The organism is Paraburkholderia agricolaris (assembly GCF_009455635.1).
Classification (GTDB): Bacteria; Pseudomonadota; Gammaproteobacteria; order Burkholderiales; family Burkholderiaceae; genus Paraburkholderia; species Paraburkholderia agricolaris.
This window is the reverse complement of record NZ_QPER01000002.1, coordinates 2,159,409-2,173,532: the sequence shown is the minus strand read 5'-3', so window position 1 is coordinate 2,173,532 and position 14,124 is coordinate 2,159,409. Positions and strand designations below refer to the sequence as shown.

Annotated in this window: 13 protein-coding genes; 10 read left to right on the top strand and 3 right to left on the bottom strand. The window is 61.1% G+C overall.

Features of this window, described 5'->3' with window-relative positions:
* The first annotated feature begins 114 nt into the window (after nucleotides 1–114).
* The 3 genes from lhpH to zwf all read left to right on the top strand — a co-directional run bounded on the left by lhpH (nucleotide 115) and on the right by zwf (nucleotide 3,806).
* The gene (gene lhpH, locus GH665_RS31030) at nucleotides 115–1,122 is read left to right on the top strand and encodes a trans-3-hydroxy-L-proline dehydratase (RefSeq protein WP_153140979.1); all 1,008 of its coding nucleotides are present in this window, start codon (nucleotides 115–117) and stop codon (nucleotides 1,120–1,122) included.
* Between the two features lie 40 nt (nucleotides 1,123–1,162).
* On the top strand, nucleotides 1,163–2,116 hold the full coding sequence (gene lhpI / locus GH665_RS31025; protein WP_153140978.1) for a bifunctional Delta(1)-pyrroline-2-carboxylate/Delta(1)-piperideine-2-carboxylate reductase: 954 nt from the start codon (nucleotides 1,163–1,165) through the stop codon (nucleotides 2,114–2,116).
* 202 nt (nucleotides 2,117–2,318) lie between these two features.
* On the top strand, nucleotides 2,319–3,806 hold the full coding sequence (gene zwf / locus GH665_RS31020) for a glucose-6-phosphate dehydrogenase (protein WP_153140977.1): 1,488 nt from the start codon (nucleotides 2,319–2,321) through the stop codon (nucleotides 3,804–3,806).
* 117 nt (nucleotides 3,807–3,923) lie between these two features.
* Here zwf and icmH read toward each other — a convergent pair whose 3' ends face one another.
* The 3 genes from icmH to tssJ form a co-directional block, all read right to left on the bottom strand.
* Nucleotides 3,924–4,703 carry a type IVB secretion system protein IcmH/DotU gene (icmH, locus tag GH665_RS31015; protein WP_028197294.1) on the bottom strand — a complete coding sequence of 260 codons (780 nt, stop codon included), beginning with the start codon at nucleotides 4,701–4,703 and terminating at the stop codon, nucleotides 3,924–3,926.
* Nucleotides 4,700–6,046, bottom strand: coding sequence for a type VI secretion system baseplate subunit TssK (gene tssK, locus GH665_RS31010; protein ID WP_153140976.1), 1,347 nt, complete (start codon nucleotides 6,044–6,046; stop codon nucleotides 4,700–4,702). Before tssK ends, icmH begins: the two co-directional genes overlap by 4 nt.
* Before the next feature lie 108 nt (nucleotides 6,047–6,154).
* Complete coding sequence (gene tssJ / locus GH665_RS31005) at nucleotides 6,155–6,781, bottom strand: type VI secretion system lipoprotein TssJ (RefSeq protein ID WP_153142381.1); 627 nt, start codon at nucleotides 6,779–6,781, stop codon at nucleotides 6,155–6,157.
* Nucleotides 6,782–7,144: 363 nt separating this feature from the next.
* Here tssJ and GH665_RS31000 point away from each other — a divergent pair, with 363 nt between their 5' ends.
* From GH665_RS31000 to tssG, 7 genes are all read left to right on the top strand, one after another.
* Nucleotides 7,145–7,831, top strand: coding sequence for a tetratricopeptide repeat protein (locus GH665_RS31000; protein WP_153140975.1), 687 nt, complete (start codon nucleotides 7,145–7,147; stop codon nucleotides 7,829–7,831).
* Nucleotides 7,832–7,868: 37 nt separating this feature from the next.
* Nucleotides 7,869–8,417 (top strand): type VI secretion system contractile sheath small subunit, encoded by a 549-nt coding sequence (tssB, locus tag GH665_RS30995; RefSeq protein WP_153140974.1) that lies wholly within the window; start codon nucleotides 7,869–7,871, stop codon nucleotides 8,415–8,417.
* A gap of 18 nt (nucleotides 8,418–8,435) precedes the next feature.
* Complete coding sequence (gene tssC / locus GH665_RS30990) at nucleotides 8,436–9,926, top strand: type VI secretion system contractile sheath large subunit (RefSeq protein ID WP_153140973.1); 1,491 nt, start codon at nucleotides 8,436–8,438, stop codon at nucleotides 9,924–9,926.
* 72 nt (nucleotides 9,927–9,998) lie between these two features.
* Nucleotides 9,999–10,502: an Hcp family type VI secretion system effector gene (locus GH665_RS30985; protein ID WP_054036475.1), complete on the top strand. Its 504-nt coding sequence runs from the start codon at nucleotides 9,999–10,001 to the stop codon at nucleotides 10,500–10,502.
* An 85-nt stretch (nucleotides 10,503–10,587) separates the two neighbouring features.
* The gene (tssE, locus tag GH665_RS30980) at nucleotides 10,588–11,067 is read left to right on the top strand and encodes a type VI secretion system baseplate subunit TssE (RefSeq protein WP_153140972.1); all 480 of its coding nucleotides are present in this window, start codon (nucleotides 10,588–10,590) and stop codon (nucleotides 11,065–11,067) included.
* A gap of 125 nt (nucleotides 11,068–11,192) precedes the next feature.
* Nucleotides 11,193–13,031 (top strand): type VI secretion system baseplate subunit TssF, encoded by a 1,839-nt coding sequence (gene tssF / locus GH665_RS30975; protein WP_153140971.1) that lies wholly within the window; start codon nucleotides 11,193–11,195, stop codon nucleotides 13,029–13,031.
* A complete protein-coding gene (tssG, locus tag GH665_RS30970; RefSeq protein WP_153140970.1) occupies nucleotides 12,995–14,089 on the top strand; it encodes a type VI secretion system baseplate subunit TssG in 1,095 nt (364 codons plus the stop codon). The genes tssF and tssG overlap by 37 nt, the downstream gene beginning before the upstream one ends.
* The last annotated feature ends 35 nt before the right edge of the window (nucleotides 14,090–14,124 follow it).

The following is a 14,124-nucleotide window of genomic DNA, read 5'->3' as shown; positions in this document are numbered from 1 at the left end:
CGCCTACGAGCCGGATCTGAGCGAAATGTCCGGCGGCGAGTGCATGCTGCCAGAAGCACGACAGGGTTCATTCGCTGAAGTTTTCCCTTCTCTACACGCAGGAAGGTTGCCAACATGAAGCTGAACCGCATGATCAGCACGGTCGAAGTGCACACCGCCGGCGAACCGTTTCGCATTGTCACGAGCGGCTTGCCGAAGTTTCCGGGCAAGACCATTGTCGAGCGGCGCGCGTGGCTCAAGGAGCACGCCGATCACCTGCGCCGCGCGTTGATGCTCGAACCGCGCGGCCACGCCGATATGTACGGCGGTTACCTGACGGAACCGGTAAGCGAAAGCGCCGACTTCGGCGTGATCTTCGTGCACAACGAAGGCTACAGCGATCATTGCGGCCACGGCGTGATCGCGCTTGCGACCGCGGCTGTTGCGCTTGGCTGGATCGAGCGCAGCGAGCCGGAAACCCGTGTCGGTATCGACGCGCCGTGCGGCTTCATCGAAGCGTTCGTGCAATGGGACGGCGAGCAGGCGGGGCACGTGCGCTTCGTCAACGTGCCTTCGTTCATCTGGCAGCGCGACGTGACGGTGCACACGCCCAGTTTCGGCGAGGTGCGCGGCGATATCGCGTTCGGCGGCGCGTTCTATTTCTACACGTCGGGCAAGCCCTTCGATCTGAACGTGCGCGAGACTGAGATCGACCGGTTGATCCAGTTCGGCGATGAAGTCAAACGCGCGGCGAACGCGGCCTTCAAGGTCGAGCACCCGCTGATTCCGGAAATCAACCACATCTACGCCACGATCATCGACAACGTGCCGCGGCATGCCGGTTCGACGCAGGCCAATTGCTGTGTGTTCGCCGACCGGGAAGTGGACCGCTCGCCGACCGGTTCCGGCACCGCCGGCCGCGTTGCGCAACTTTATCTGCGCGGCGAGTTGGGCCGCAATGAGACGTTGGTCAACGAATCGGTGATCGGCACGATTTTTCGCGGCCGCGTGTTGTCCGAGACGAAACTCGGCCGCTTCGACGCGGTGATCCCGGAGATCGAAGGCGAGGCGCATGTGCTTGGCTTTGCAAACTGGATCATCGACGAACGCGATCCGCTGACTTACGGTTTTCTGGTGCGCTGAATCGAACATACCAACTTGCCTGGACAGGAAACGCCTGCTTATGACCCACCCGACCATGCCGATTTTCGATGCCGCCGCCACTACGCGGCTGATCCCCTATGCAACGCTTGTCGACGCGTTGAAGCGCGCGAGCATCGACTATGCACAGCAACGCATCGTGAGTCCTGAGCGGCTCGTCGTGCCGCTCAACGAGGGCGGCATCATGCTGTCGATGCCGGCAACCGCGCCCGATCTCGCGATCCACAAGCTGGTCAACGTATGCGCGAGCAATGGGCCGCGCGGCATCCCGACCATCCATGGCCAGGTGATGGCCTTCGACGCCGATACCGGCGAGACGCTTTTCATCCTCGACGGCCCGACGGTGACCGGGCGTCGCACGGCGGCGATGTCGATGCTCGGCGTACTCACTTTCGCGCCGGCGAGGCCGCGTGAATTCCTGCTGATCGGCACCGGCACGCAGGCAGCGAACCATCTGGAAGCGATCGGCGACCTGTTCCCCGACGCGCGCGTGTGGGTGAAGGGCAGTGCGCCCGCGCGCGCCGCGGCGTTCTGCGCCGCCCATCGGGTCCAGGGTGCGCAAGGTTGCAAGGTACGCGACCTGCAGCCACTGGCCGACCCTGAAGCAGCCATCCCCACCGCGATCGACGTGGTGATTGCGCTCACCACCAGCAAGCAGGCCGTCTACGACGAAGCGGCGCGCCCGAACCGGCTCGTGATCGGCGTCGGTGCGTTCACGCCGGCCATGGTCGAGATCGGCGCGCGCACGATCGAGGGCAGCGCGCTGTTCGTCGACGACGAAGCTGGCGCGAGGCACGAAGCCGGTGACTTCATTCAGGCCGGCGTCGATTGGGCACGGGTCGGTGGAATTGCAGCCGTGGTAGGGAACGCTGCATTGTTGCCGGCGGAACAAGCGATTGTTTTTAAAAGTGTCGGCTGCGCGGCGTGGGATCTGGCGGCCTGCCGGGTGGCGCGCGAAGCCTTGTCGGGCGGCTGATCGCAGGCCGTTTGCCGCGCCGGCGGATGATGGCAAGCAGGGCCGGGTTGGCATCTTGCGCCAACCTGCGGCACATGTTGCCGTGCAAACAATCTCAAAACGTTGCACCATAGGCGTTTGCCAGAAAAAAGGCGCCGGTCCGCCGGCATCTTTTGCCCTTTGTCCTTTGACTTGACGCCTATCACGACGCTGCGACCGCGCTATGACGACCCAATCCGCTTCAGCTACTCCCGACCTGCCGCTCGACATGATCATCTTCGGCGGCACCGGCGACCTGTCGTTTCGCAAGCTGCTGCCCGCGCTCTACATGGCGCATCTGCACTGCAATCTGCCGCCGGATACCCGCATTCTCACGATCGGCCGCAAGCCGTGGTCGCGTGAGGAGTACATCACCGAATTCATGGAAGCGAAGGCGAAGCCCTTCATCGAAAAGAAAGCGTTCGATGCCGCCGCCTGGGACAAATTCCTCGCGCTGTTCGAATACGTGCGCATGGACGTCGATTCGATCGAGGACTACCAGCGCCTGAAAGAGACATCGCGCGAAGATGTGCGGCGGGTGTTTTATCTCGCGACCTCGCCGGATCTGTTCACGAATATTTGCGACAACCTTTCGGCGGCCGGACTGATCGACGGGAATTCGCGGGTCGTCCTCGAGAAACCGCTGGGCCACGATCTGGCCTCCGCGCAGGAGATCAACACGGCGGTCGGCAAGCATTTCAGCGAAGCGCAGATCTACCGGATCGACCACTACCTTGGTAAGGAAACCGTGCAGAACCTGATGGTGCTGCGCTTCGGTAATCCGATTTTCGGCCCGCTGTGGCAGGCGCCGTATATCAAGAGCGTGCAGATCACGGTGGCGGAAACGGTCGGCGTAGGCAGCCGTGCGGGCTTCTACGACAAAACCGGCGCGCTGCGCGACATGGTGCAGAACCACTTGCTGCAATTGCTGTGCATCGTTGCCATGGAGCCGCCGGTGTCGCTCGACCCGGATGCGGTGCGCGACGAAAAACTCAAGGTGCTGCGTTCGCTACGGCCCATGACGCCCGAGGACATCGCACGCGATACCGTGCGCGGCCAGTACACCGCGGGCGCCGTGGACGGCGAGGCGGTGAAGGGTTATCAGGAAGAAGACAATGTGCCGGCCGGCAGCCGTGCCGAGACTTTCGTCGCGTTGCGCGCGCATATCAACAACTGGCGCTGGGCTCACGTGCCGTTTTTCCTGCGCACCGGCAAGCGGATGCAAAAGAAGGTGTCGGAGATCGTCATCGAGTTTTCCGAGCTGCCTTTCTCGATCATCCCGAACGGCAATAGCGGGCGCAATTACGGCAACCGGCTTGTGATCCAGTTGCAGCCCGAAGAGTCGATCCAGTTGCAGGTGCTCGCGAAGGAACCGGGTAGTGGCATGCACATGCTGCCGGTGAACCTGAATCTCGACTTGCAGCAGGCTTTCACCGAGCGCCGCGCGGAAGCGTACGAGCGTTTGCTGATCGACGTGATTCGCGGACGCCTCACGCACTTCATGCGCCGTGACGAACTCGAAGCGGCATGGGCGTGGGCGGAGCCGATTCTGGAAGGCTGGGCCAAGTCGGGCGATAAACCGCGTGGCTATACGGCTGGCACGTTTGGACCGGCTGCATCGACGGCGCTGATGGCGCGTGAAAACGCGGTGTGGGCGGAAGAATCGCAGTAAGCGGGCAGTGCTGAAGCGTCGGCGGGTAGGTCGACGCTTTGAAGCGTTTGTCTGGCATTAAAAAAGGCGGTCCGTTTTGCGGACCGCCTTTTTTTCTTCAAGTGCAGCCGTCCTGATTTACGGCAACGAAATCGTCAACGTGGCCGATTGCGGGCCAAGCTTGACCACCTGCGAATACGGCGCGAGTGTGCGCAACGTCTGATCGCGCAGATAGGTGTTCAGCCCGAGATAGGCGAGCAGGCCGACCAGAGCGAACACCGCGCCGATCGACCACAACGGCACCTCGCGTTTGAGGCGGTGAGCGACCTGATCCGGCAGCGGCCAGTGCGGCGCGAACGGCGCGCGCTTGCCCTTCATATGCGCGATTTCGTCGCCGATGCGCGCGGTCAGATAGGCGAGCTTCTCCGGTCCTTCGAGCAGATACTTGCCCTGGAAGCCGAGCAGCAGGCACATGTGGAACACTTCGAGCGACTGCAAACGCGCGGCACCCTGTGCGCGGCATTCCTCCAGATACTGGAAGAATTTCTCGCCCGCCAGTTGCTCGCCGAACAGCACCAGTTGCAACGGCCGGCGCTCCCATTCAGTGCGGATCTTGAAGGTCGACGACAACACTGATTCGTCGATGGCCGCGCAGAACGCAAACTTGGATGCGTAGACGTCTTCCGCCGACGCATTGAGTTTTTTCGCGCCGCGCTCGAAGTCGCCGAGAAACTGCTGGATACGCTGGCTGAACTCGTGCGCGTCGCCGGGCTCGCGGCCATTCTTCAACAAAAACAGCATGAAGAAGCCGTCGTACAGCAGATCGAGCAGCGAGCGGACCTGGTAGCTCGGCTCGGTCATGGGGGCGGGCGTCGCGGCAGGCGTGCTGCCGCCAAACAGGGAAGGCGCGTAGCTCATGATGTGACGGCGATCAGTTCGAGTTGAAGATCGTTGATGCCCGACGGCGTGTAGATCATTGCCGATTGGGCCTGCAACATACGGTCATACAATGCGCCGCGCGATTCGCACGAGAAGTAGCACGCACCCGGGCGCACCGGAATGGCGGGCGGTACTTGCGGGGTGTAGACGAGACGCACGCCGGGCATGGCCGAGAGCACCAGCTTGTCGACGTCGTCCGGCGCACCGACCTTGAAGCGGGCCGGTACGGCTTCGACGAGTTCCGCGGTCGGCATGTCTGCGGAGACCGCGATGTAGAACTGGGTCTTGTCGTCGATCTTGCCCGAGTCGAGGCGGCCCGCATGGAACGACGGACGGACTTCTTCGAGCGCGATCGCGAAGTAGCGCGTGGAGATCACGGTTTCGAGCAGATCGCGCAGGATCGTGTCGAGGCGCGCAAAACCGGGGCCCGGATCGTCATGCCGGTAAGCCGGCAGGTCGGACAAGGCGTAGCCCTTCGAAAACGTCATGAGCTGGCCGGCCAGACGCAGCAATTCCTGAAACAGACGTTCCGGATGCAGCGCCGAATGCTGATAAAGATGCGCAAGCGAAGCAAACGCGGCGCTCGCGGTATGCAGCAGCCAGAACGAAGCGATGTCGCCCGAACGGAACTCGATGATGTTCTTGGTCGGCTCGCGGTGAAAACCATACAGCGCGTTGACCTTGGCTTGCAGCGCGTCGATCAGCTGACGCAGCCGTTGATGCAGGATCGGCGACGCGTCGATCGCGAGGCAGGGCGGCACGAACGTGTCGTCGATTTCAAAACCGGACGTGGCGGTGCGGCGCACGCGCACGAGCGGCACCGACAGCAACTGGTCGCGCGGCTCACTATGCGCAATGAGTTTGACGCTGGTCTTCAGGAAGGTGATGTCGGCTTCGGCGGCGTCAGTGAAATGATCGGCCACCGGTGTCTGCTCGCTGACGTAGCGCGACACGAAGCCCGCGTTGCTGTCTTGCGAATAGTTCGCGCCGGTTTCTCGCAGCGGATGCAGTGCCAGATAAAACGTGAATTCATTGATGCCGTCGGGCAGCGTGTCGAGCGCGATCGGCGGCGGCAGGTCGTCGGCTTGCGGCGCGGAGTAGAGCGCCCCGTCAGGAAACACCAGCGAGAGTTCGCTCACGCGCAGCACGTTGCTGCCGAGCGCGTCGCGGTCCAGACGCGCCGACCGTACGCCCCAGTTGTATGGCTGGATCGCCTGGATCGATTCGAACAGGCGCGCCTCGTGATAGGCGTCCTGACGCTGAAAATGCTGCGGCCTTAGAAACAGGCCTTCCCCCCAAAGCACTTTTGCGGAATAACTCATCTCAAACCTGTTATATGCGTTCAGCGTGTGGCGCGCCCGGAGATAACCGATTCGAGCGCCGCATTGTTAATTCTCTAAAAACTGTTAAATCGTATATGCCCGGCATCTTTAACCACAACTTACCGAAGAAAGCATATTCAGCGGCTGGGCGGGCAATCCCTGTTCAGGTGGGATCACGGTGCCGTTAGTCACCGTCATTGCACAGTTATGCAGGCCAATCATTATGCCGGATTTCTCCGACTTCGCCGGGTCGAAGGCGAATTTCCAACGCTGCATGGCCGGGTCGCGGAATAGCGCGACGATACCGAATGCCTGAGCTTCGCGCGAGACTTTTTCGGTGACGGTGTAACGTTGACCGGGGATCAGCGTCACTTCGCGCACGCCCAGCAGATCGCCGCCCAGAGTGGTCTTTTCCTTGGCCGGATCGGTAAAGGCGTCGAATGGCGCCTGCTGGAATGAGGTGGGGTCTTTCAACACATAAAGCCGCACGATCAGCGCCAATGGGCGGTTGTCATTGGCGGCATTCAGATTCTGCGCCGCGTATAAGGTCAGGCCGACATTGCGGGGCGGTTTCTGGGCGTCCGGCACCTCGGGTTTGCCGAGCCCGCTCGCCTGCAAAACCGCGTTGGCTGCGGCTCCCAGCGCCGGCACGGCGGCCGCGCAGCCGCCCAGCAGCGCGCACACCGCGAGGCTGGCAATCAATACCGATGCATGGCGAACAAGACGCGAATTCATATACATCGACCGGCTCGGCGCCGTCCCCCGTCAGAACATCAATAACGAAATCAATCCGGTAATTTTGCAATCACGCTATAGCGCCTAATGCCGTTTGATGCAAAGCGCATTGCGCCCCGGCACTCACGCGTCCGCATGTCTTGCGCGCGGAAATTTTTTCCGCTTCTCGCATTTCCACTATTGCACCAGGAAACAATTTCTGCATGTTTCGTTTAAATCATCCACATGCATTTTTTTTGTGCAATGCTTCTTCACACGAAAGTTGAATTATCGAAAATTGGCCTGTACTATACCCGCGCAGTTGAAGCAAAGCAAAACCCGGTTTCTCCTTGAATTAAAAAAATCGCACGTCGGTGAAAAACGATGAATCAGCGTCTGTTAGTAAAACTATCTGGGGTAGTGTTGGCATGCGGCGTGATTGCCGGTTGCGCGACACAGGGCAACAACGTGGCGACCACACCGGAGGCTTTTAATAAGCAACTCGCGGACGCGGACACCGTCGCGAAGGGTGGTGACCAGGACCGCGCCATCTCGCTTTATCAGCAATTAGCCAAATCCGATCCGACGCGTGAGGAACCGTGGTCGCGCATTGCGCAGATCCAGTTCACGCAGGGTCATTACGGCCAGGCTATTGTCGCCGCGCAAGAAGCGCTGCAGCGCGACCAGACCGATCGTCAGGCCAAGAGCGTGCTGGCTGTCGCCGGCCTGCGCGTGGCTACGCAGTCGCTTGGCGAACTGCGTCAGGATGCGTCGCTCGCGGGCGATGCGAAGTCGGACGCGCAAGCGCTCGCCAAGCAGTTGCGCGACACACTCGGCGAAGCCACGTTGTTCCCGCCTGACCCGAACGACAAGCCCGTCGTGAAGAAGAAGCGCGTTATTCACCGCGTCGCCAAGGGTAAGACCACGGATACGCCGGAAGCAACCCCCGGCGCCGCGGCTCCGGCCGCCACGGCGGCAGCTCCCGCCGCGCCGGCACCGGCCGCGCCTGCCGCGCCCGCCAAAGCAGCGCAAAGCGGCGGCGCGTCCGATCCGTTCAGCGCGCTGCGCTGATCCACACGCCTGATCTATCTGCATCCGGGAGCCGACGATGGCGAAGAAAGAAAGTATTCAAAAACGTTTGCAAAAAGTGCGGCCGCCGCGCGTTCAACTCACGTATGAAGTTGAGCGTGGCGATGCGATCGAGGTGAAAGAACTGCCGTTCGTCGTCGGCGTGGTTGCCGATCTGGCCGGACAGTCCGAAGTCGAGCAGCCGAAGCTGCGCGATCGCAAGTTCGTCAACATCGACCGCGACAATTTTGACGACGTGATGAAGGCGATCGAGCCGCGCGCCGCATTTCAGGTGGAAAACCGCCTGAGCGAAGTGGGTGGCAAATTTGCGGTCGACCTGCGTTTCAAGTCGATGGCCGATTTCAGTCCGGATGAGGTGGTCGCACAGATCGAACCGCTGCGCCGTCTGCTCGAAGCGCGTTCGAAGCTGGCCGATCTGCGCAACAAGCTGGCCGGCAACGACAAGCTCGAAGACCTGTTGAGCGAAGTGCTCAACAACACGCAGCAGTTGCAAACGCTGGCGAAAGACCAGGGCAACGCAGCAGACCAGCACGCCGGCGCGCCGGACCACGACAAGCAGGGCGAATAAGTACGCACGGGGTGTGAGATGAATCAGCAAACGGCAGCAGCCCAACTCGCCGCCGCGCAGAGCGGCACGGAATCCACGCTGCTCGACGAGATCGTCGAGAAAAGCCGCGTGGCCAAGTCCGAGTCCGAACACGCGCGCGCAAAAGACCTGATCGGTGAACTCGTACACCAGGTGCTCGACGGCACGGTGGTGGTGTCCGACAACCTGTCTGCCACGATCGACGCGCGCGTCGCGGAACTCGACCGCCTGATTTCCGCGCAACTGAGCGCGGTGATGCATGCGCCGCAATTCCAGCGCATGGAAAGCACGTGGCGCGGTCTGGACTATCTGTGCAAGGAAAGCAATACCGGTTCGACGGTCAAGATCAAGGCGCTGCACGCGCCGAAGCGCGACCTCGTGCGCGATTTCAAGAACGCGATTGAATTCGATCAGAGCGCGCTCTTCAAGAAGGTTTATGAGGAAGAGTTCGGTACGTTCGGCGGTGCACCGTTCGGCACGATCATCGGCGACTTCGAGGTGACGCGTCAGCCTGAAGACGTGTATTTCATCGAACAGATGGCACACGTCGCGGCTGCGGCGCATGCCCCTTTCATCGCCTCGGCGTCGCCTGAACTGATGGGCCTTGAAACGTTTGCCGACCTCGGCAAGCCGCGCGATCTCGGCAAGGTGTTCGACACCGTCGAATATGCGAAGTGGAAGTCGTTCCGCGATTCCGAAGACTCGCGTTATGTTGGTTTGACCCTGCCGCGTTTTCTCGGCCGCCTGCCTTTTAATCCGAAAGACGGCGCCACCGCGGAAGGTTTCAACTTCGTTGAAGACGTGGATGGCACGGATCACAGCAAATATCTGTGGTGTAACGCAGCGTGGGCATTTGCCGCCCGCCTGACGGCCGCCTTCGACGATTTCGGCTGGTGCGCGGCGATTCGCGGCGTGGAAGGCGGCGGTCTGGTAGAAGACCTGCCCACCCACACGTTCAAGACCGACGACGGCGAAGTCGCGCTGAAATGCCCAACGGAAATCGCGATTACCGATCGCCGTGAAAAGGAGCTGAGCGACCTGGGTTTCATTCCGCTCGTGCACTGCAAGAACTCGGATTACGCCGCGTTTTTCGCCGCGCAATCGGTGCAAAAACCCAAGAAATACAGCACCGATAGCGCGAATGCGAACGCCGTGCTGTCCGCGCAGCTGCAGTACATCTTCTCGGTGTCGCGCGTGGCGCACTACCTGAAGGCGATGATGCGCGACAAGATCGGTAGTTTCGCATCGGCACAGAACGTCGAAGTTTTCCTGAATCGTTGGATCTCGCAGTACGTGCTGCTGGACGACAACGCGACTCAGGAGCAGAAAGCGCAGTTCCCGCTGCGCGAGGCATCGATCCAGGTCTCGGAAATTCCGGGCAAGCCTGGTTCGTATCGTTCGGTCGCTTTCCTACGCCCGCACTTCCAGCTAGACGAGTTGTCGATCTCGTTGCGGCTTGTTGCTGACCTGCCGAAACCGGCAAATTCATAAACGAAGTCAGAAAACCCGTGCGGGCCGCACGGGTTAGCTGTTAAAACCACCTCTTTGGGGAGTCGATGAGTTATGAAGGACATCTATTTAAAATTCGGCAATCCGGCGATCAAAGGCGAGTCTGCCGATAAGGATCATGCTGGCTGGATCGAAATCGATTCATGGAGCCACTCGATTACGCAACCGCGTTCGGCAACGGCTTCGACGGCGGGCGGTCACACGTCCGAGCGTTGCGAGCACGCCGACATGCAGTTCACGAAAGATATCGACGTGGTCAGCCCGCTGATCTATCAACACGCATCGGGCGGCACGACGTTCGACGAAGTGACGATCGACTTCATGCGTTCGGACGGCGAAGGCAACCGCATCAAGTATCTGGAAGTGAAGCTCAAGTACGTGATCATCTCGAGCGCTACGCCGAGCGTGGTGGGCGAAGGTCTGCCGACCGAACAGTTCTCGCTGAAGTACGCTGCTGTGCAGTGGAAGTACACGCAGCAGAAGATCGGCGGCAACCAGGGCGGCAACGCGCAAGGCGCGTGGAGCCTGACGAAGAACGACAAGACGTACGCGGTCTGATGCCGGGGTGCACGCGCGGCGCGCGGCCTGCAAGGGCTGACGCGCGCCGCGTGCGCTTCGCGTCTAACCGGTTTTTCGGACGCTGATGAAACGCTTCGAACCCAGCTTTCTCGACAAGCTGTTCGACGACGAACCGCATCTGCCGGCTTCCCCGGCAATGCGGCAATTGTCGTTGGACGAGTTGAAGGCCACCGTCGCGCGCGACGTCGAGGCGATCCTGAACACCCGGATCGCCCTGACCGAACATGAACTGGCGGCGCTGCCGGAATGTCAGCGCTCGTTGCTGACTTACGGCCTGAACGATTTCGCGGGCTTAAGCCTTGCGAGTCACTACGACCGTACGTTTATCTGCAAATCGATTCAACAGGCAATCGCACGTCATGAGCCGCGCTTGCAGCAAGTGGCGGTTACGCTCGAATTGAACGAACAGTCCACCAATGCGCTGAACTTTGCGATTCAGGCGTTGCTGGTCGTGCACCCGGCGGAAGAACCGGTGAGTTTCGATGCAATGCTGCAGCCATCCACGCTGCAATACTCGGTGTCGCGCGCACGCGCGAAGCTTTAGCACCTGATTATGGTGGCTGAGTTGTAGTACCTGTGTTTTAGTATCTTGAGTACCGCTTTGCCGCCGCTTACGCGCAACGGTGGCGATGAATCAAGCGGAGAGGGTTCAGGTCCGGGGATAGATTGATGGAAGAATTGCTGCCGTATTACGAGCGCGAATTATCATTTCTGCGGCGCTATTCACGCGATTTCGCTGAACGCTACCCGAAAATCGCGGCGCGCCTGGCGATGTCCGGCGAGCACTGCGAAGATCCGCATGTCGAGCGGATGATCGAATCGTTCGCGCTATTGGGCGCGCGCATCAACAAGAAGCTCGACGACGATTACCCCGAATTCACCGAAGCGCTGCTGGAAGTGCTGTATCCGCACTACCTGCGGCCGTTCCCGTCGTGCTCGATCGCACAACTGGGCACGTCGGCCGCGCTCAGTCATCTGACCGAACCGGTTCTGGTCGAGCGCGGCACCGAACTCAAGTCGCGCCCGATTCGCGGCGTGCAATGCCGTTTCCGAACCGCCTACGATGTGACGCTGGCGCCGATCCGTATCTCGGAGGCGAAATACACGTCGGTAGCCATGGCGCCGAGTGCGACCGTTCTGCCCGGCAACGCCACGGCGATCGTGTCGATCACATTCGAATCGACCGCCGCGCAACTCGATCTCTCCGCACTGAAGGTCGGTACGTTGCGCGCGCACCTGCACGGCGAGCAATCGTTTATCGCGGCGCTGGCGGACTGCCTGTTCGTCAACGCGATGGCTACTTATGTCGAAGCCGACCGCCGCGGCGTGTGGAAGCAACTGCGCGAGCCCGCGGTCGTACAAGCCGGGTTCGACGAAGACGATGCGCTGATCGACTATCCGGCCAAATCGCATCCGGCGTACCGCTTGCTGACCGAATACTTCGCGTTCCCCGAAAAATTCAATTTTGCCGATTTCGATCTGACCGCAATGACGCGCGCGAGCGGACGTTGCCAGCGCCTGACCTTGCACGTCGTGCTCAAGGAAGTGCGTAGCGATTCGCACATCGCGCGCTTGCTGGATTCGTTGTCCGCGCATCATTTCCGTCTGTTCTGCACGCCGGTCGTGAATCTGTTCGAACAGCACGGCGAGCCGATCCGGATCAGCCATCAGGCGGTTTCGTATCCGGTGATCGCCGAAGCGCGCCGCGCATTCGCGTACGAGGTTTATTCGATCGACTCGGTGAAACTCGTCCGGCAGCAGGCGCATGAAGAATCGGTGATCGAGTTCCGCCCGTTTTATTCGCTGCATCACGGCGAAGCGGCGCGCGCGGGGCACTACTGGTTTGCGCGGCGCAACGATTGGGTTGCGCAGAAAAGCCCCGGTTACGAGACCGAAATCTCGATTGTCGATATCGACTTCGAACCGGCCGCGCCGCAAACCGATACGCTGAGTCTCGATCTGACGTGTACCAATCGGGACCTGCCTGCCGGCCTCGCGGTGGGTCTCGAAGGCGGCGATCTGTTTCTGGAGGGCGGCTCGCTGACCGGCAGCATCACAATGCTGCGGCGGCCGACACCCAGTGTGCGTTTCGAGCGCGGGCGCGCTTCACACTGGCGGCTGATTTCGCATCTGGCGTTGAATCATATGTCGTTGGCCAGTAGCGGTCTGTCGGCGCTCAAGGAAATGCTGGTGCTTTACGACTTGCGGCGCACGGCAGTGTCGGCACGGCATATCGACGGCCTCGTGGGCATCGAGCAGCGTGCCGCGGTGCAATGGCTGCCGGGCAAGCCGTTCGCGACTTTCGTGCGCGGCATCGAGATTCGTTTGACGATCGACGAGGAGCATTTCGTCGGCACGAGTCTCGCGTCGTTCGTGCGGGTGATCGATACGTTTTTCGGGCTGTACGTGCATCTGAACAGCTTTGTGCAACTGGTCGTCGTGTCGAAGCGCACTGGCGAGGAGATTTTGCGATGCAAACCGCGCAGCGGCGAATCGATCCTGGCGTAGTCGAGCAACTTCTCGACGAACCGCATCGCTTCGAATTTTTTCAGGCGGTGCGGATTCTCGAGAAGTGGTTCGCGCAGCAGGCACCGTCGAGTAACGGACGTCCCGGCGAAATCGTCGCGCAGCGGATTGCTTTTCGCAATTCGCTGTCGATGTCGTTTCCGCCCAGCGAAATTCACAGCGCGCAGTCCTATGACAACGAAGGCGCGGCGCTGAAAGAGAAGCCGCAACGCACCGCCGCGCTCGCAGCCGGTTCGCTACACAAGGTCGATATCACGCCGGCGTTTTTCGGTTTACTCGGCGGGCAGGGCGCGTTGCCGCTGCATTACACCGAGCAGATCATTGCGCGCGAGCAGATCAAGCGCGACCGCGCGGCACGCGAATTCTTCGATGTATTTTCGAATCGCGCGACCGCACTGTTCTACGCGGCGTGGAAGAAGTACCGGCTGCCGTTTCATTACGAACTGGATCGCGACGAACGCTATCTGCCGCTGTTGCTCGCGCTGGCAGGCGTTGCCGACGACGACACGCGCAACAGTCTGCAAAGCGGCGATGGCGCGCTGTTCGACGAAGCGATTGCCGGCTACGCATTGGCCGCGCGGCACCGGCCGGTTTCCGCGGCCTATCTGCAACGCACGCTCTCCGAATACTTCAAGGTGCGGGTGCGCGTCGAACAGTTCGTCGGCAAATGGTACGACGTGCCGCGCGATCAACTGACCGTGCTCGGCGGTGTCAATGCCACGCTCGGCGCCACGGCGCTGGCGGGCGAGCGGGTCTGGCAGCGCGACATGCGTGCGCGGCTCGTGATCGGACCGCTCGACAAGGCCGACTATGAAGCGTTTTTGCCGGGTGCCGACCGCGCTGTGGCGCTCGAACGCATGCTGACGCTGCTTGCCGGCGTGACGCTCGAATATGAGGTCTCGCTGGTGCTGCGCCGCAAGGAAGTGGGGCCAAGCACGCTGAGCGGCGGCGCACGCCTCGGCTGGGACGCATTTCTGTGCACGAGAGAAGCCGACCATGATCGGGCTGATGCCCGCTACGAATTGCACGTGATTCACTGACCATAACGATAGAACCAGGACCCGGATCGCACGAC